Annotated in this window: 14 protein-coding genes; 4 read left to right on the forward strand and 10 right to left on the reverse strand. The window is 73.6% G+C overall.

From position 1 onward, the window contains the following. Nucleotides 1-12: 12 nt before the first annotated feature. The 10 genes from ACIBA9_RS19165 to ACIBA9_RS19210 all read right to left on the reverse strand — a co-directional run bounded on the left by ACIBA9_RS19165 (nucleotide 13) and on the right by ACIBA9_RS19210 (nucleotide 14459). Nucleotides 13-1977, reverse strand: coding sequence for a DUF5107 domain-containing protein (locus tag ACIBA9_RS19165; protein WP_399364395.1), 1965 nt, complete (start codon nucleotides 1975-1977; stop codon nucleotides 13-15). A gap of 77 nt (nucleotides 1978-2054) precedes the next feature. Beyond that, a complete protein-coding gene (locus tag ACIBA9_RS19170) occupies nucleotides 2055-2624 on the reverse strand; it encodes a GNAT family N-acetyltransferase (RefSeq protein ID WP_399364397.1) in 570 nt (189 codons plus the stop codon). Between the two features lie 64 nt (nucleotides 2625-2688). Beyond that, nucleotides 2689-3612 (reverse strand): LD-carboxypeptidase, encoded by a 924-nt coding sequence (locus ACIBA9_RS19175; RefSeq protein WP_399364399.1) that lies wholly within the window; start codon nucleotides 3610-3612, stop codon nucleotides 2689-2691. Continuing rightward, on the reverse strand, nucleotides 3609-5576 hold the full coding sequence (locus ACIBA9_RS19180) for a prolyl oligopeptidase family serine peptidase (RefSeq protein WP_399364401.1): 1968 nt from the start codon (nucleotides 5574-5576) through the stop codon (nucleotides 3609-3611). Before ACIBA9_RS19180 ends, ACIBA9_RS19175 begins: the two co-directional genes overlap by 4 nt. A gap of 3 nt (nucleotides 5577-5579) precedes the next feature. After that, nucleotides 5580-6884, reverse strand: a complete 1305-nt coding sequence (locus tag ACIBA9_RS19185) for a M20/M25/M40 family metallo-hydrolase (protein WP_399364403.1) — start codon at nucleotides 6882-6884, stop codon at nucleotides 5580-5582. After that, nucleotides 6877-7710, reverse strand: coding sequence for a M55 family metallopeptidase (locus ACIBA9_RS19190; RefSeq protein ID WP_399364405.1), 834 nt, complete (start codon nucleotides 7708-7710; stop codon nucleotides 6877-6879). Before ACIBA9_RS19190 ends, ACIBA9_RS19185 begins: the two co-directional genes overlap by 8 nt. A 248-nt stretch (nucleotides 7711-7958) precedes the next feature. Then, entirely contained in the window at nucleotides 7959-8678 is a 720-nt protein-coding gene (locus ACIBA9_RS19195) for a class I SAM-dependent methyltransferase (RefSeq protein ID WP_399364407.1), read from the reverse strand. A gap of 153 nt (nucleotides 8679-8831) precedes the next feature. Continuing rightward, nucleotides 8832-11276, reverse strand: a complete 2445-nt coding sequence (locus tag ACIBA9_RS19200; RefSeq protein ID WP_399364408.1) for a SpoIIE family protein phosphatase — start codon at nucleotides 11274-11276, stop codon at nucleotides 8832-8834. A 167-nt stretch (nucleotides 11277-11443) separates the two neighbouring features. Further along, nucleotides 11444-13864 carry an MFS transporter gene (locus ACIBA9_RS19205; RefSeq protein ID WP_399364410.1) on the reverse strand — a complete coding sequence of 807 codons (2421 nt, stop codon included), beginning with the start codon at nucleotides 13862-13864 and terminating at the stop codon, nucleotides 11444-11446. A gap of 151 nt (nucleotides 13865-14015) precedes the next feature. Then, nucleotides 14016-14459 carry an SRPBCC family protein gene (locus tag ACIBA9_RS19210; RefSeq protein ID WP_393901758.1) on the reverse strand — a complete coding sequence of 148 codons (444 nt, stop codon included), beginning with the start codon at nucleotides 14457-14459 and terminating at the stop codon, nucleotides 14016-14018. 135 nt (nucleotides 14460-14594) lie between these two features. Here ACIBA9_RS19210 and ACIBA9_RS19215 point away from each other — a divergent pair, with 135 nt between their 5' ends. The 4 genes from ACIBA9_RS19215 to ACIBA9_RS19230 all read left to right on the forward strand — a co-directional run bounded on the left by ACIBA9_RS19215 (nucleotide 14595) and on the right by ACIBA9_RS19230 (nucleotide 18509). Next, complete coding sequence (locus ACIBA9_RS19215) at nucleotides 14595-15680, forward strand: Rv2578c family radical SAM protein (protein WP_393901759.1); 1086 nt, start codon at nucleotides 14595-14597, stop codon at nucleotides 15678-15680. 135 nt (nucleotides 15681-15815) lie between these two features. Then, the gene (locus tag ACIBA9_RS19220) at nucleotides 15816-17396 is read left to right on the forward strand and encodes an alpha/beta hydrolase (protein WP_399364413.1); all 1581 of its coding nucleotides are present in this window, start codon (nucleotides 15816-15818) and stop codon (nucleotides 17394-17396) included. 65 nt (nucleotides 17397-17461) lie between these two features. Beyond that, on the forward strand, nucleotides 17462-17860 hold the full coding sequence (locus ACIBA9_RS19225) for a RidA family protein (protein WP_399364415.1): 399 nt from the start codon (nucleotides 17462-17464) through the stop codon (nucleotides 17858-17860). Nucleotides 17861-17984: 124 nt separating this feature from the next. Further along, nucleotides 17985-18509, forward strand: coding sequence for a GNAT family N-acetyltransferase (locus ACIBA9_RS19230; RefSeq protein WP_399364417.1), 525 nt, complete (start codon nucleotides 17985-17987; stop codon nucleotides 18507-18509). Nucleotides 18510-18516 lie beyond the last annotated feature (7 nt).

Below are 18516 nucleotides of genomic sequence, written 5' to 3' on the forward strand. Positions count from 1 at the left end.
TCGCGGTCGTGCTCAGGCCGGGTCCGGCCGCATCCGGAAGTCGTGGCGGGCCGGCAGCGGCTCGTCGGTGAGGCGGGCCCACAGCCGGTCGATCTCGTCCGCGCCCTCCCTGAGGTCGGCGACCTCGAAGCCCTCGTCGAAGACGGCCCTGGCCTGCGCCGGCCGTCCCTCGGCGAGCAGCAGCCCGGCTCCCAGCAGCCGGAACCTGCCGCGCTCGCGGACGGTCGGCAGCAGCCGGTCCCACACGGCCCGCGCCTGCGCCGTGCGCCGGACGCGCAGCAGCGCCTCGAGGGTCTCCCGGCCGAGCGCGGCGACCGCCGCCGTCCAGGCCTCGCCGGTGTCGCGGCGTTCCCGGCACAGATCGTCGAAGGCGTCCGTGTACCGGTCGGCGGCCCGCTCGTGGTGGCCCGCCTCCTGGTCGGCGACGGCCAGGCAGCGCAGCAGCGGCCACAGGGAGGGGGCCAGCGGCAGGGCTCGTTCCCAGCTGCGGACGGCCTGGGCGCGGTCACCGGCGTGCCACTGGGCGACGCCGAGGTGGTACTCGGTGTGCGGGGTGGCCGGGGCGGTCTCCAGCATGTCCCGCCAGTGCGGGGCGACCAGGGTCTCGCCGGGCGGCCGTACCCGGCGCGGCTCGGGCAGCGCGCCGGTGCGCAGCAGTTCCCGCCAGGGCTGCTGCGCCTCACCGAGGGTGGACTCGGGAAACGGGGTGCCCGGCAGTTTCCAGTCGGCGCGCAGGACTTCGAGCGCGCCCCAGCCGGAGCCGGCGGCCAGGGGTTCGCCGGGTTCGGTGTCGGCGCTCGGCCGCCAGGCGGCGTAGGCGTCCTCGACCCGGGCGCGCGGCAGGGCCGACTCCAGCCGGTCCTCCGTCGCCCGGACGGCTTCGGACCAGTCACCGTCGGGCGGCGGCGCGTCCAGCGGGCCGTACGCCTCCAGCCAGGACACCTCGGCGCGCGCCTCCAGCGGGACGTGTTCGAGCTGGGTGCGGGCGAGCCCGGCCTGGATCTCGCAGTAGCCACCGGTACCGGGCTCGGTCAGCCACTCCTGCCAGCGCCGGGCGCCGGGTCCGCTGCCCCAGACGAAGAGTTTGCGGCCGCGCAGCACGTCGGTGGAGGTCTGCACCAGGCCGTGGCCGTCCGCGTCCAGTGCGGCGATCCAGCGGCGTCGGCCGCCCGGGACCTCGTAGAAGTAGTCGGCGGCATACCGGCTGTTGCGCGGGTAGGTGTGGTCGACCCCGTCGTGGGAGGGGACGGGGACCCGGCGCAGCCGGCGTTCGTAGCCGAAGGCCCAGGCCTCCTCGGCGGGCGCCAGGATCCGGCGGTCCTCGGGTACGGCGGTGTTGGTCCACCAGTAGGTCGGCACGGGCCGCTCGTGCGGGTTGCGGATCCGGACGCCGGCGTAGAGGAAGTCGGAACCCTCCGGCAGCCACAGGTCGACCTGGAAGGGCAGGTCGCGCAGCCGCTCCCACTCCCACAGCCGCAGCATCTCGCCGCCGTCCGGCGCCGGGACGCGGGCCGCGTGCAGCGGGGCGCAGGCCAGGGTGGTGTGGCCGGTGGCGCCGATGTTCCACTCGATGCCGCCGGAGTACCAGGCGCCGTTGAGGGCGAAGTTGGCGGGCTGGAACACCGGGTTGCGGTAGAGGAGTTCGCGACCGGTGGGCAGGTGGAGCAGGGAGACGACGCGGCCGCCGAGGCCGGGCAGGACGGTGGCGCGCAGCCGGTCGTTCTCGATCACGAGGGCGTCGAGGGAGCGGGGCTCGCGGGTTCTGCCGTACCCGTCCCGGACGCGCACCGGCAGCAGGCCGCGCAGTGGTCCGTGGCCGAGCTGGCGGGCCATGTCCCGGGGCAGTTCCGCGCGTTCGCGCTCGTCGACATGGTGCACCTCGTCGAGCGGGCGCAGTGGGGGCAGCGGGTTGTCGGGCCCCACCTCCGCGGCGGGCAGGGTCAGTACCTCACGTCGGATCCTCGTCACGATGACCATGGAACCCGGCGCGGCGGGAGTCGGCCAGGGGAGCTGCCGGTCAGGATTGCGCAAAGGTGTCCGCGGGCGGCGTGGGCTCAATCCGTCGCCGGTGGTCGGCCGCCGGGCCGCATCTCGGCGGTGAGCGCCCAGCGTTCGTGGTCGCGCCAGGCTCCGTCGATGTGGATCATGGCGGGCGAGAAGCCCTCCCGCCGGAAGCCTGCACCCCGGGCGAGGGCGAGGGAGGCGGCGTTCCCGGGCTGTGCGTTGATCTCCAGCCGGTGCAGCCCGAGCGGCCCGAACGCGTACGAGATCACCAGGGCGAGGCCCTCGCGCATCAGCCCACGCCCGGCGGCGTGGGCGAAGGCGCCGTAGCCGAGGGCTCCGCACTGGAAGCCGCCCCGGACGATGTTGTTGATGTTGATGAACCCGGCGATGTCCCCGCTGTCCTTCTCGCACACCAGGAAGCCGGCCCTGGCCGGGTCCTCGAGCAGCCGGGCGGCGTAGCCGGCGTAGGCGTCCTCGGTGTCCGGCGGGAACAGCCACGGCCGGTGCAGGTCCTTGCTCTCCCGGGCCCGTGCGGTGAACTCGGGGCCGTCCTCGGGGGCGAAGTGGCGGATGGCCACCCGGGGGCCCTCGGCGAGATAGCGGGGGGTGGAGTGCGGCATCCGGCCAGCCTACGGTGTCCCCGCCTGCCGCGTCGCGCGGTATCCGCCCGGTCGCGGGCGCCGGTCAGCGCAGCGCCGGCCGGTCCAGCGTCAGGGTGCCCGCGTCGGCGTCGAGCTCGGCGGCGACCCCGAAGGGGATCGTGAGGGCGCCGTCGCAGTGGCCGAAACCGAAGTCCTGCGCCACCGGCACGCCCAGCGCACCCAGCCGGTCGGCCAGCAGCGCGCGCACCTCCTCCCGGCCGGCGCAGCCCTCCCAGGAGCCGAGCAGGACCCCTTGGACGCCGTCCAGCCAGCCCGCGCGCCGGAGTTGGGTGAGATACCGGTCCAGTCGGTAGGTCTCCTCGCCCACGTCCTCCAGGCACAGCAGCCCGCCGCTGGCGGAGGGCCGGGCGTGCGGGGTGCCGAGTTCCGCGGCCAGCAGGCACAGACAGCCGCCGAGGGTGACGCCCCGGGCCCGCCCGGGTACCAGCGGCGTGCCGCCGGAGGCGAGGGTGCGGACCGTCTCCGGGGCGAAGAGCGTGGCCCGCAGCCCCTCCTGGGCCCGGCCGTTCTTGATGAAGTCGACGCCGGCCGCCATCGGCCCGTACAGCGTGGCGAGGCCGAGTCGGTTGGCGAAGGCCTCGTGCAGGACGGTGATGTCGCTGAAGCCGACGAAGACCTTCGGGCCGGCGGCCCGCAAGGCCTCCCAGTCGAGCAGATCGATCATCCGCTGCACGCCGTACCCGCCCCGGGCGCACAGCACCGCGTCCACGGCCGGGTCGCACCAGGCCCGCTGGAAGTCGGCGGCACGGTCGGCGTCGGTGCCGGCCAGATAACCGAACTCGTCGTGCCGGTCCAGGACATGGGCCCCGACGACCGGATCGAGGTCCCAGCCGCGCAGCACGTCGAGTCCTGCCTGCAGACGCTCCTCGGGCACCGGCCCGCTGGGGGCGACGACGGCCACCCGGGCGCCGGGGGCCAGCCGGGCCGGACGCCTCAGCTCTTTCACGTGACCAGCTCCACCTCGGGCACCTCCGATGCCGGGCGCAACCCGAACACCTGTGTGTACAGGGACAGTTCCGCCTCCAGCGCGCGGATCATCGTCTCGGCCCGGCGGAACCCGTGACCCTCTCCGGCGAAGGTGAGGTAGGCGTGCGGCACGCCCCGGCCCGCGATCCGGGCGAGGAAGCGTTCGCACTGGGCGGGCGGGCAGATGACGTCGTCCAGGCCCTGGAGCAGCAGGAAGGGCACGGTGAGCCGGTCGGCGTGCGCGGTCGGCGACCGCTCGGCGTAGCGGGCCGGCACCTCGGCGAGCGGTCCGATCAGCGACTCCAGGTAGTGCGACTCGAAGTCGTGGGTCTCCCCCGGGCCCCAGGCGGTCAGGTCCAGAACCGGGTAGATGATGGTGCCGCAGGCGTAGAGGTCGGTCGTGGTCAGGGAGGCGGCGGTGGTCCAGCCGCCCGCGCTGCCGCCCCGGATCGCGAGCCGGCCGGGGTCGGCGGTGCCCTCGTCGGCCAGGGCGCGGGCGACGGCCGCGCAGTCCTCGACGTCGACCACGCCCCACTGTTCGCGCAGCCGCTCCCGGTAGGCCCGCCCGTATCCGGTGGAGCCGCCGTAGTCGACCTCGGCCACACCGATGCCCCGGGAGGTGAAGTAGGCGATTCCCAGGTCCAGCACGAGCGGTGCCCGGCTGGTGGGGCCGCCGTGCGCCCAGATGACGTAGGGCGGCAACTCGCCGTCGTCCGCGGTCCGTTCGGGGTGGTGCGGGGGGTAGACGTGGGCGTGCACCTCGCGGCCGTCGGGGCCGGTGAAGACGCGGCTCTGCGGCTCGGGGTAGTAGGCGGGGTCGACGGGGTCCCGGTGCCGGGCGCCGATCGCCCGGGCCCGTCCGCCGCGGGCGTCCAGCTCGACCACCTCGTACCCCGTGCGCGGGCTGGCGCCGACCGCGACGATCCGTTCGCCGTGCACCGCGAGCGTGGACCCGAACTCGGTCCACGGTCCGGCGGCGTCGACCAGCTCACCGGTCTCCGGGTCCAGTATGCCGAGCAGCGTCGACCCGCGCCCGTGCACGACCGCGATCAGCCCGTTGTCCAGCGGGGCGAACCAGCGCAGGCCGAGCTTCCACAGCGGGCCGGCGAACTCCTCCTCGCGCGGGCACAGCGGGGTCCCGTCCCGGTACAGGTTCCACCAGCCGGAGCGGTCGCCGGCGTACAGCAGACGGCCGTCCGCGGACCATTCGACCTGGGCGACGGCCTCGTCCGGGCCGCCCGCGACCGTGCGGACGCTGTGCAGGGTGCCGTCGGCGCCGATGTCGCCGACGAGCAGTTCCGTACCGTCCCACGGCATCCGCGGATGGTCCCAGGCGAGCCAGGCGGCCCGGCGGCCGTCGGGCGAGACGCGGGCGCCGGTGACGAACCGGTGCCGGTCGTCGGTGAGTTCGCGTATCGCGGCCCGGTCCTCGGCGGCCGAGCCGTCCAGCGGTACGGCGGCCAGCACGCGCCGCACATCGCCCGGGGCGTCCCCGGTGAACTCCTCCAGCACGCACCACACCTCGCCCCGGGCGAGGTCGATCCGCGGCTCCGCCCAGCGCAGCCCGCCGTCCACCGGCGACAGGGGGGTCAGCGGGCGCGGCTCGCCGTCGGGCTCGAACCGGTACAGCCGCTGGTCGACGAAGTGCGCGAACACCACCAGAGGGCCGCCGTCACGGACCACGCCGGTCCAGGGCCGGCCGCCGTACTCGATGACGCGGCTGCGCACGTTCCACGGCGGCGGCAGCACCGACTCCTCGGTGCCCTCGGCGGTCCGGCGCACCAGCGCCCGCCGGCCGCCCTCGGCCGGGCGCGGCTCGGTCCACCACACCTCGTCCCCGACGTGCCCCACCCACTCCGGATACCCGTCGTGCGCGGCGGCCAGCGCCGCGTCGATGGGCGAGGGCCAGGAACCGTACGCCGACTTATCCACTTCGTCCCCCATCGTCTAGGCCGTCCGCAGGAAGCGGTCGAGGACCCGCACACCGAAGTGCAGCGCGTCCACGGGCACGCGCTCGTCCACACCGTGGAACAGCGCCTGATAGTCGAGTCCTTCGGGCAGCCGCAGCGGGGCGAACCCGTAGCCGGTGATACCGAGCCGGGAGAACTGCTTGGCGTCCGTGCCCCCCGACATGCAGTACGGCACCACCTCCCCCTCGGGTGCGAACTCCCGCACGGCGTCCCGCATCCTCGCGAACGTGGGCGAGTCGACCGGCGCCTGCAGGGCCACCTCGCGGTGCGCGAACTCCCAGGACACATCCGGGCCGGTCAGCCGGTCCAGGGTGGCGCGGAACTCCTCCTCGCCGCCCGCGAGGAAGCGACCGTCGACGTAGGCGACGGCCTCGCCCGGGATGACGTTCACCTTGTAACCGGCGTCCAGCATCGTCGGGTTGGCGCTGTTGCGGACAGTCGACTCGACCAGCTGGGCGGCCGGACCGAGCTTCTCCAGCAGCGGTTGCACATCGTCGAGGTCGGCGTCGACGCCGTACAGGGCGGCGAGTTCGGTGAGCGCGGCCCGCACGGTCGGGGTGATTCTGAGCGGCCACTCGTGCTCGCCGATGCGGGTGACGGCGGCGGCGAGCCGGGTCACCGCGTTCTCCTCGTTCACCTTGGAGCCGTGTCCGGCCCGGCCGCGCGCGGTGAGTCTGACCCAGCCGGTGCCGCGCTCGCCCGCCGCGATCGGGTACAGCTGCCGGCCCATCCCGTCGTGGAAGGTGAAGCCGCCGGACTCGCTGACGCCCTCGGTGCAACCCTCGAACAGCTCGGGGTGCCGGTCGGCGAGGAATCCCGAACCGTCCTCGGCGCTGGCCTCCTCGTCCGCGGTGAACGCGATGACGAGGTCGCGGCGGGGCCGTACGCCCTGCCGGGCCCAGGACCGCACGACCGCCAGGATCATCGCGTCCATGTTCTTCATGTCGACGGCGCCCCGCCCCCACACGACGCCGTCGCGAACCTCACCGGAGAACGGGTGCACGCTCCAGTCGGCGGCCTCGGCGGGCACCACGTCGAGGTGGCCGTGGACGAGCAGCGCGTCGGCGGACGGGTCGGTGCCCTCGATCCGGGCGACGACGTTGGTCCGGCCCGCGGTGCGCTCCAGCAGCAGCGGGTCCAGGCCCGCCCCGGACAGCCGCTCGGCCGCGTACTCGGCGGCGGGCCGCTCCCGGCAGTCACCGCCGCCGCGGTTGGTGGTGTCGATGCGGATCAGGCCGGCGGTGAAGTCCACCACCTCGTCCAGGGCCTGCTGGTCAGCCATACTGCTCCTCCACGGCGGCAGAGACGATCGTGGTGACCGCCTTGAACGTCCTGATCCCCTCGAACATGGTGGCGCTGGTGTACGCCACCTTCCGCTCCCCGATCCGCGTCACCCCGGGGACGACCGTCGCCGCGAGCGCCAGATGCTCGGCGTCGAACTCCACGGCGATCGTGAACGGCCCGGCCTGCGCCGGTTCGTGACGGACCGCCAGTTCGGCGGCCTGCCGGGCGGCGGCGCGGATCTCGGCCGCGGTGCGGGCCGGGGTGCGGCACACCGCCGCGTAGCGCGACACATGGTCCTTCACGGCGACCTTCAGCGCCTCGGGCGCGTAGCCGAGGGCGTCCTCACAGGCCAGGTCGTCGCCGGTGACGAGCACGACCGGGACGCCGTACTCGGCGACTACGCGCGCGTTGAGCAGACCCTCGCTGGCGCGCTCGTCGTCCAGCCAGACCCCGGTGATCTGGTTGGCGAGGTAGGTGTGGGCGAGGACGCCCTCCATGCCGGCGCCGGTGTGGTAGCCGACGAACGCGATGCCGTCGACGTCGCCGTGCTGTACGCCCTCCACCATGGACAGGGCCTTGTGCCGACCGGTGAGCATCTCGACCCGGTCGTCGAGCCGCTCCAGGAGCAGATTGCGCATGGTCCAGTGCGCCTCGTTGACGAGCACCTGGTCGGCGCCGCCGTCGAAGAAGCCCTCCGCGGCGGCGTTCACGTCGGAGGTGAACATCACCCGGCACCGCTCCCACTGCGGCGTCCCCGGCAGCACGTCGGCCGGCCAGGTGACGCCCGTGGCCCCCTCCATGTCGGCACTGATGAGGATCTTCATGCTGCGTCACGTTACGCGCCGAGGGGCGGACAGGCTACGACCCCGACCTCGCGAAACGACCCGTCGGCGGCGCGTGTGGCGCTTGCGGCCGGTGGTGCGCCGCTGCGGACGGGCGGGGCGGGGACGGGAGCGCGGGGCGGAGGCCTGCGGCCGCCCCGCGCTCACCGGCCGGTGCGCGGTCCCGGGCTCGGTCACTTGCCGGCCGGCCGGTCGCCAGGCGGTCGGCCGGTCGCCTCCCGGTCGGCCCGTTACTTCCCGGCCAGGACGAACCAGCGGGCCGGCAGGTCTATGCGGGTGCCGTCGGCCAGGTGCTCGGTCTGCGGCAGGGCCGTGTCACCCTCGGCGAGGATCTCCAGGCCGGCCTCGGTGAGCAGGCGCGGTATTTCCTCGTCGTCGGCGTCGGCGGGCTTGAGCCCGTGGTGGTAGATGCGCTGGAGCTTGGGCGGCGGCCCGGCCGGCTCGGCCGCCGCCCGCCCCAGGACATCCCGGGAGGCGGAGGTGAGTTCGACGACGAAGGCGCGCCCCTCGGTCCCGATGATGGCGGCGACGGCGGCGGCCACGGCGGGACGCGCGGCCGGCTCGCTCTGGTGGATGACGGCCCGCATGTACACGTTGCTGTCACCGAGCCGGTCGTGCAGGGCGTCCACGGCCTCGGCGTCGGTGAGGTCGAGCTGCTGGAACTCGACTCCGTCCCCGCTTCCGGCGCGGCGGGCGTGCTCGACGGCGGCGTGCGAGAGGTCGACGCCGACGGCGCGGGCGAACCGGGTGGCGAGGTAGCGGGTCTGGGTGCCGTTGCCGCAGCCGAGGTCGACGATGGCGCGCGCCGGGTCCGCGTACGGCAGGAGCAGGTCGCTGTGCGGTTTCGCGGTGAGGGAGGGATCGGAGTCCCAGATCGCCTCGCCCCGGGCGTCGGAGGTCCCGCTCCAGAAACTTTCCCAGTTCTGCCGGTAGTTGTCCGAGACGTTCATACGATCTCCCCACGGTCGGTTGCGTGATCGGGATATCGCGTCGGTCCGCGGCGGGGCAAGGGGTGGGCGGCCTTCTTCATGAGAAGTACGGACGTCGGACACGCCGGGGGCGCGCGGCGCAGGGGCGTGCGCCCGCGTGCGGAGGTGGCGGCGCTATGCGGTGACGGCCTGCTCGAACCAGACCGTCTTGCGGTGCCCGGCGGCGCTGGCGCCCCACTCCCGGGCCAGTCGGCTGACCACGCGCAGGCCTCGGCCCGACTCGTCGTAGGGGCCGGCCTGGAGCATCGCGGGCAGGGCGGGTTCGTCGTCGGTGACCTCGAACAGCAGGGCCTCGGTGCGGACCACCCGCAGTCCGACCTGTTCGCTCCGACCGTGCCGGACGGCGTTGGTGACGACCTCGCTGACCAGTAGCTCGGCCGTCTCCACCGTCTGCGGCAGGCCCCATCGCCGGAGCTGTTCGCGGATCAGCCGGCGGGCCCGGCCCACCTCGCGCGGGTCGGCGTCGAGCCGCCACTGGGCGACGTGCTCGTCGGGGATGCCGTTGAGGCGGGCCATGAGCAGGGCGACGTCGTCCTTGCGGCCGCCGTGTGTGTTCAGGGCGCGGATGATGGTGTCGCAGGCGGCGTCCATCGAGGCGGCGGGGTGCGCCGCGGACTCGCAGAGCGCGGCGAGGCCCTCGCCGATGTCGGTGCCGCGCACCTCGACCAGGCCGTCGGTGCACAGCACCAGCCGGTCGCCGGGCGCCACCTTGACGCGGACGGCCTCGAAGGGCACCCCGCCGACCCCGATCGGGGCGCCGGTGGGCAGTTCGAGGAGTTCGCTGCTGCCGTCCTCGGCGCGGACCAGCACCGGCGGGATGTGTCCGGCGTTGGCGAGGGTCACCGCGCCACCGATCGGGTCGTAGACCGCGTACAGGCAGGTGGCGAGGTAGTTGTCGCCGAGCCGGCGGGCCAGGTCGTCCAGATTGCGCAGCAGTTGGGCGGGCGGCGTCTCCATGGCGGCCATGGTCTGTACGGCCGTGCGCAACTGGCCCATCATGGCAGCCGAGTTGAGGCCGTGACCCATGACGTCGCCGACCACCAGGGCGGTACGTGAGCCGGACAGTTTGATGGTGTCGAACCAGTCGCCGCCGATGCGGCCGAGGCGGGTGCCGGGCAGATAGCGGGTGGCGACGTCGCACCCGGGCATCCGCGGGCTCACCTGCGGCAGCATGCTGTCCTGGAGGGTGTCGGCGACGTTCTCCTGGTAGGTGTACATACGGGCGTTGTCGAGCACGAGGCCCGCGCGGGCGGCGAGTTCGGCGCCGGTGGTGCGGTCCATGTCGTCGAACGCGGGGCGGTCGGGGCGGCGCATCAGCACCATGAAGCCGAGGACGACGTTGCGTGCCTTGAGCGGCACGATCAGCAGGGACCGGCCGCTGATGAGCGGCCTGAGGTCGCGCTTCTCGAACTCGCCGGAGATGCGCTCGGACAGCTCCTCGGTGACCCGCGGGACGAGGACCGGTTCCCCGGTGACCATGCACTGGTAGAACGGGGTGTGCTCGGGGAAGGCGAACGCCTCGCCCACCGGTGTGGTGTCGTCCCAGCGGCCAGGTTCGTCGTTGTGCTCGACCCATACGCGGAACATCACGGTGCTGGCGTCCGGCGGGCCGTCCGGGAAGCCCTCGCCGGCCAGCACGGCCGCGCGCAGATGGGTGCCGGCGAAGTCCGCGAACCGGGGTACGGCGGCGCTGGTCACCTCGCGGATGGTCTCGCCGAGGTCCAGGGAGGAGCCGATGCGGGAGCTGACCTCGTTGAGGAATTCGAGCCGTTCGCGGACGGCGGCGTACTCGAGGTCCTCCTCGGCGCCGGCCGGGACGACGGCGGCCGTGACCCGCCGGCGCGGTGCGACGACCTCGGTGGGCGTCCGTCCGGCACGGCGGGGCACGCCCCAGTACGGCGTCACGGGCACCCGGTCGAACTGACTGAACTCCAGCACCGGGTAGCCCAGTTCGAGGACCTGGGAAACTATGCGGCCACTGACTCCCGGGCTCATGCTGGGCAGGATCTCGGGCAGGCGCCGTTCGAGTTCGCCGGGCGCGGGCAGTTCGGTGTGGCGGGCGAAGCCGGGCGAGATGCGCTCGGCGGTCTCGTCGTCGTGTCCGCGCTCGGCGTGCAGCCGGGCGGCGTCGGCGGCCAGTACGAGCAGCCGGGAGGGGCCGGGACCGACGAGCGGATAGGCCCACCAGAGCACGTCGAGGCGCTCGCCGTCGGCGGGCCGCCCGTGCGGGTGGAGGCGGGCGCGGCCGGCGGTGGGGTAGGAGGTGTGGCCGCCGAGCGAGACCTCCAGGTCGGGGCCGAGTTCGTCACCCCGCACACAGGCGTCGGGCATCGGCTCGCCCGGGTCCTCGGGGAGGGCGCCGGTGACCGGCAGCAGATCGGCCGCCGGGCGCCCGACGGCGTCCTCCCTGACGACGCCGAACAGGCGCCGCGCGCCGCTGCTCCAGTGGGACACCAGACCGTCACGGTCGACGACGACCACGGCCAGCGGAATCCGGCCCGCCGCGGTGTCGCCGGCCTCGCGCCCGGGAGGCGTGTCCCGCTCGCTGCCACGATCCATGGCCCAGGCCCTCTCTCCCCCACGGCTGTTCGAAAACGATCTGTGCCGCTCGCCACTACGGTACGGGGGCGGCCGGTGGCGATGTGCGGCAATCCTGGAATTGACTCCACCCGCTCGCACCGGCGCGCGGAGCGGCGCCCCGCGAGCGCCCCCGCCGGCCGCACCCCTCAGTCCTCGTGGCCCAGTTGCAGGTCCCGCTCGGTGCGGCCACCGCCCGCGACCTGCAACACCGTGGCGACCGGCGGGTAACCTGCGGCGATGACGGTGTACTCGCCGGAGGACAGATCCACGAACCGGAACGTTCCGTCGGCCCCGGTGGTGAGGGTGTCGACGACGTTGCCGGCCGCGTCGAGGAGCGTGACCCGCGCGTCCTCCACCGGGCGGCCGCCGCTCGCCCGGACCGTCCCCCTGAGCACGGCCCCGCCCGCGAGTTCGACGTCCTGCCGGGTCTCCCGGGAGGCCTGCACGGTGACGGGCAGCGCGGCGGGCCTGAAGGCGGGGGCGCTGGCGGCGAGGGTGTACTCGCCGGCGACCAGCTCGGTGATGACGTAACCGCCCTCGCGGCCGCTGCGGGTGCTGGCGACGACCTCGCCGTGCACGTTGGTGAGGGTGACGGCGGCGTCCCGTACGGGGCTGCCGTCGGCGGTCAGGACGCTGCCGGCGAGGCGCCCGGCGCCGCCGAGGACGACGTCGAGTTCGACGGGCCGCTCCCCGACGGTCACGGAGACGGCCTGCGGCTGGTGGCCGCCGGCCGCGGCGATGAGCACGTAGGCGCCGGCGCCGGGGGTGCTGAGCGCGTACCGTCCGTCCTCACCGCTGGCGCCCCGGCCGATCTGCTGTCCGGCGACGTCGATGAGGGTGAGCGCCGCGCGGGGCACCACGGTGCCGTCGGGGTGCTGCACCGTGCCGCACACGGGGATCCCGGCGGCGTAGGGCGAACGGGCGCCCGGGATCGGGGTGTTCACGGTCTCGGACGCGGTTTCGGCGGTGTGGTGGGACACCAGTGGTTTCTCCTTGAGGAAGAAGGCGATGAGCAGGCCGAGGGCGAGCACCGGTACCAGGTAGAGGAAGATCCGGGGCATCGCGTCGGCGTAGGCACGGATGTAGGCGTCACGCAGCGCCGTGGGCAGCGCGTGGACGAGCTGCGGGGTGATGGAGTCGGCGTCGGGCAGCCCGGCGCCCGCGCCGGGCGGCAGTTCCTCGCGCAGGGAGTGGGCGAGCCGGTCGGCGAAGAGGGTGCCGAAGATCGCTGCGCCGACACTGCCGCCGATCTGCCGGAAGTAGTTGTTGGCACTGGTGGCGGTGCCGAGGTCGGCGGGGCGCACGGAGTTCTGCACGGCGAGGACGAGGACGGGCATCACCAGGCCGATGCCGGCGCCGAAGACGGCCATCCAGACGCTGTAGTGCAGCCGGGGCGTGTCGGTCTCCAGGCGGGACAGCAGCCACATGCCGACGGTGGAGACGGCGCAGCCGAGCACCGGGAAGACCTTGTAGCGGCCGGTGCGGCTGATGAGCTGGCCGCCGACGATGGAGGCGACGACGATCCCGGCCATCATGGGCAGCATCAGCAGCCCGGACTCGGTGGCGCTGGCCCCGTCGACCATCTGCAGGAAGGTCGGCAGATAGCTGGCCGCGCCGAACAGGGCGACGCCGATCACGAGCCCCATCAGGGCGCTGACGTCGAAGACGGAGTCGCGGAACAGGCGCAGCGGGATGAGGGGCTCGCCGGCGAAGTGCTCGGCGACCAGGAAGAGGGCGACGGCGGCGACCGCTCCGGCGCCGAGGCCCAGGATCTGCCGCGAGCCCCACGCGTATTCGGTGCCGCCCCAGCTGGTGAGCAGCACCAGACAGGTGGAGGCGGCGGCGAGCAGGAGCGCGCCCGGCACGTCGAGACGGCCGCGGGCGCTGGGCCTGGGGAGCTTCAGCACGACGGTGACGACGGCGAAGGTGACCACGCCGAAGGGGACGTTGATGTAGAAGCACCAGCGCCAGGAGAGGTGGTCGGTGAAGTAGCCGCCGAGCAGGGGGCCCGCGACGGAGGCGAGGCCGAAGGCGGCGCCGATCAGGCCCATGTAGCGGCCGCGTTCCCGGGGCGGCACGATGTCGGCGATGATCGCCTGCACGCCGATCATGAGCCCGCCCGCGCCGACGCCCTGGACCGCGCGGAAGGCGATCAGCTGGTCCATGGTCTGCGCCCGGCCGGCGAGCGCGGAGCCGATGACGAAGACGGCGATGGCGAACAGGAAGACGCTCTTGCGGCCGACCAGGTCCCCGAGCTTGCCGTACAGGGGCAGGCCGATGGTGGAGGTCAGCAGATAGGCGGTGATCGCCCAGGACATCTTGTCCAGGCCGTGCAGCTCGCCGACGATCCTCGGCAGCGCGGTGGCGACGATCATCTGGTCCAGCGCCGCGAGGAGCAGGGCCAGCATCAGTCCGATGAACACCAACCGCACACGGCGCGGGTCGAGTTCGCCGGCGGACACGGACGGCGGCGGTGGTGGGGGTGCCGCCGTGGCGGTCCCCTCGGCTTCCTGCGCCGCGGCCGGTGCCACGACCGGCTCGTGCTGCACCAGAGTCGTCCCGCGCACGTACCGCTCCCCTCGTCGCACCTGTCACAATTCCCGCGTAAGGCGAAAACTGCCGACAACTGCCGCGAGTTACGGCACCGCGGGGCGCGCGGCGGAGATCCACTCGAACCGGTGAAGGGACCAACGCCCCTTCACCGGTGGGAGCTTGGCGTTACTTCTCGACCTCGGCGGCGAGGTTGGCGAGCAGGGCGTCGTAGATCCGGCCGAGGCCCTTGGGCGCGAAGGTCCTCTCGAAGAAGCCGCCGATGCCGCCGGCGCCGGTCCAGGTGGTGGTGACGACGACCCGGGAGCTGCCCTCGCCGGCCGGGGTGACGCGCCAGGTGGTGACCATGGAGGAGTTGCGGTCCTTCTCCACGAGCTCGCCGTCGGTCGGCTCGCCGACCTCCAGCAGGCAGTCGCGTACCCGCTTGCTGGTGGCCTGGAGCTTCCAGTGGACGAGGGTGCCCTCGCCGTCGCCGCCCTCGCGCACCTCGTACTCGCTGAAGTGCTCGGGGAGCAGCTTGCGCCGGGTGCCGCGGTAGTCGGCGAGGGCGTCGAACACCTTCTCCGCGTCCGCCGCGACGACCCGCTCGGTAGTGGCCTCGACCTGCGCCATTGCGTTCCTCCAGGACCTGTGTGCTCTTGGCTGGAGGAAAGCCAACCACCCCGGCACCCGGCCGCCCAAATCGGGGGTCGCACGATCATGGGAACACATGTTCTATTCTGGGCGCAGTCCTACCGAGGAGGCGTCATGCGCTGGGAGAACCTCACCGTGGAATCCGGGGAGCCCGCCCGACCGGGGGTGCCCGGCGAGTCCGGGGAACCCGAGCACGGCCGGGCCGCCGACGCCGCCCTGTTCGGGGTGGACGCCGTGACGACCCGGACGTTCGACACGCCCGAATTCCGCGGGATCACCTTCCACGAGGTGCGGGCGCGCTCGGTGCTGAACCGGGTGCCGGGCGCCTCGCGCATGCCGTTCGAATGGACGGTCAACCCCTATCGGGGCTGCTCGCACGCGTGCGTGTACTGCTTCGCGCGGAAGACGCACAGCTATCTGGACCTGGACACCGGCATCGGCTTCGACAGCCAGATCGTGGTCAAGGTGAACGCCCCGGAGGTGCTGCGCCGCCAGCTGGCCTCCCGCCGCTGGCAGGGCGATCACGTGGCGATGGGCACGAACGTCGACTGCTACCAGCGCGCCGAGGGCCGCTACCGGCTGATGCCGGGCATCATCTCCGCCCTCACCGACCACGCGAACCCGTTCTCCATCCTCACCAAGGGCACCCTGATCCTGCGCGACCTGGACCTGCTTGTCCGGGCGGCGCAGGTGACGGACATCGGCATCTCGGTCTCCGTCGGCTTCCTCGACACCGAGCTGTGGCGCACGGTGGAGCCGGGCACCCCGGCACCCGAGCGCCGGCTGGACGTCGTACGGATCCTGGGCGAGCACGGCATCGGCTGCGGGGTGCTGATGGCGCCGGTGATCCCGTTCCTGAGCGACGAGCCGGCCCAACTGCGCGCCACGGTAAAGGCGATCGCGGCATCCGGGGCGTCCTCCGTCACCCCGTTGGTGCTGCATCTGCGGCCCGGCGCCCGGGAGTGGTTCATGGCCTGGCTCGGCCGGCACCACCCGCATCTGGTGCGCCGCTACGAGCGGCTGTACGCCGAGGGTGCCTACGCCCCCAAGTGGTACCAGCGCCGGATCACCCGTCAGGTGCACGAGCTGGCCCGGGAGTACGGAATCGGGCCCACCCGCGCGAGCGCGGTCCGCCGGATCCGGCCGACCCGGCCCGAACCTCCCGCGCCCGCCGAACCGACCCAGCTCACCCTCATCTGAGCGCGTCCGAGGGATCCCACGGCCCAATCGGGTCAAGTATGGGGGGAACGCGTTCCGCCGGTCGCCGTTCCCGGGACGATGCGGCGAGGACCGTGATCATCACGGTCCGTCGCCCTCTGCGTCCCGGGAGCATGCATGAGAACACGCGCAGCCGTGCTGTGCGCGGCCGCGGCCGTGATCGCGGGTTCGGTCACGGCCGCCCCCGCGCGGGCGGCCCGGCCCGCCGCCCCGGTGCCGTCCGCCGCGGTGGCGGGGCTCGCCTGGAAGGACTGCGGCACGAGCGACTATCCGACGCTCCAGTGCGCCTCCCTGCCGGTCCCGCTGGACCACGCGCGGCCGTCGGGCCGGCGGATCACGCTCGCCCTGTCCCGCGTCCCGCACACCGCGCCGGTCTCCCAGGGCCCGCTGCTGGTCAATCCCGGCGGTCCCGGCGGCAGCGGACTGACCCTCGCCGGGTTCGTCGCCTCGGCGCTGCCCCGCGACGTGGTGGCACGGTACGACGTCATCGGCTTCGACCCGCGCGGGGTCGGCCAAAGCACCCCCGCGCTGGACTGCGTGCCGGGCCACTTCGGACCCGTCCGCCCGGACAGCGTGCCGGCCACGCCCGCGCTGGAGCGGGCGAACCTCGAACGGGCGAGGTCCTTCGCCGCGGCCTGCGGCCGCAAGTACGCCGACGTGCTGCCGTACATCGACACCGTCAGCACCGCCCGGGACATGGACCTGGTCCGCCAGGCGCTCGGCGCGCAGCGGATCAGCTACTTCGGCTACTCCTACGGCACCTACCTCGGCGCGGTCTACGCGAAGTTGTACCCCGAGCGGGTCCACCGCCTGGTCCTGGACTCGATCGTCGACCCGACCGGCGTCTGGTACGGGGACAACCTGGGCCAAGACCACGCCTTCGACGACCGTCACCGCGCGCTGATGGCGTGGATCGCCGAGTACGACGGCGTGTACGGGCTCGGCAAGGACCCCGCGAGGATCGAGGCCGCCTGGTACGCGATGCGGGCCGCGCTGGCGAAGGACCCGGCCGGGGGCAAGGTCGGCGCCTCGGAGCTGGAGGACACCTTCATCCCGGGCGGTTACTACGACGGCTACTGGCCCTACCTCGCCGAGGCGTTCGCCGCCTACGTCCACCACCGGGACACCGGGCCCCTGGTGAAGGCGTACGAGACCTTCGCCGCCGTGGACTCCGCGGGCGACAACGGCTACAGCGTCTACGCGTCCGTGCAGTGCCGGGACGCCTCCTGGCGGCGTTCGTGGAACCGGTGGAGCACGGACGCCTGGGCGGTGTACGGCAAGGCGCCCTTCATGGTCTGGAACAACACCTGGTACAACGCGCCGTGCGCGTTCTGGCCGACCGGCGCGCTGCGGCCGGTGGACGTGGCCAACCGCGAGCTGCCGCCTGCGCTGCTCTTCCAGGCGACCGACGACGCGGCCACCCCGTACCAGGGCGGCGTGACGGCCCACCGGCTGCTGGCCGACTCCAGCCTGGTGGTCGAGGAGGGCGGCGGCAACCACGGCATCACACTGAGCGGCAACGCCTGTCTGGACGGCTACCTCTCGGCGTATCTGGCCGACGGCACGGTGCCGCGCGGCACCGGGACGGCCGACGCGGTCTGCGCCAAGTCGCCCGCCCCGAGGCCGCTGAAGGCGAAGACGGCCTCCACGGCGTCCCGCGGCTCCACCCTGCACGGCCTGCTCGGCTTCCGCGGCTAGGCCCTGTCCTACGGATCCTGCCGGGGCCCCGGGGCGCTGTCGGTGGCGTGGTCCAGGATGGGGTCATGAGCGAACCGATCCGGATCCCCGCCCCCGACGGGGTCGCCCCCGCCGCCCAGTACAGCCACGTGGTCTCGGCGACGGGCCGTCTGATCGCCGTCTCCGGCCAGCTCGCCCTGGACGAGGACGGCGGCCTGGTCGGACCGGACGATCCGGCGGCCCAGGCCCGGCAGGTGTTCGAGAACCTGAGGCGCTGTCTGGCCGCCGCGGGGGCCGGTTTCGAGCACGTCGTGAAGCTGACGTACTTCGTCACGGACATGGCCCACATGCCGGCGATCCGCGCGGCCCGTGCCGCCCACATACCCGACGACCGCCTTCCGGCGTCCTCAGCCGTGCGGGTGGCGGGGCTGGTGGCACCCGAGTTCCTGCTGGAGGTCGAGGCGATGGCGGTGGTGGGCGAGTAAGTCCGGCGCCAGGGCGCGCTGTTGTGCGGGGCCTGCCTCTCGGATCGGGCCGGCGGGATCGGGGGCGCCGCGTGGACCGGCGCGACCCCGGCAGGATGCGCAGGAGAGGACCTAGGGTGTCGGCATGGACGAACGGCTCACCCGCATCCGCCCGATGACCGTCGCCGACTGCGACCGCGTCGCCGAGATCCGCACCGGCGGCTGGCGCCACGCCTACCGGGGGCTGATACCCCAGCCGTTCCTGGACGGCCTCAGCGCCCGGGCGGACGCCGAGCGGCGCCGGGCCGGGTTCGGGCGGGGGGACGGCTCGGTGGTCAACCTGGTCGCCGAGCGGGCCGGCGAGGTGGTCGGCTGGGCGGCGCACGGGCCGAGCCGGGACGGTGAAGAGCACGCCGGGGAGGCCGAGTTGTACGCGATCTACGTCGACCCCGCCCGCCTCGGCCACGGGATCGGGCGGGCCCTGCTGGCCGAGACGACGAAGCGCTGCGCGCCCTGTCCGCGTCTGCGCCTGTGGGTGGTGCGGGACAACGCACCCGCGCGCCGCTTCTACGAGCGTGCCGGGTTCCGGCCGGACGGCGCCGAGGAGCCCTTCGAGGCGGGCGGCGCTCTGGTGCCGGAGGTGCGCTACGTCAAGGAGCTGCGGGTCTGACCGCCCG

It is taken from the genome of Streptomyces sp. NPDC051452 (genome assembly GCF_044454765.1).
In the GTDB taxonomy this organism is placed as follows: domain Bacteria; phylum Actinomycetota; class Actinomycetes; order Streptomycetales; family Streptomycetaceae; genus Streptomyces.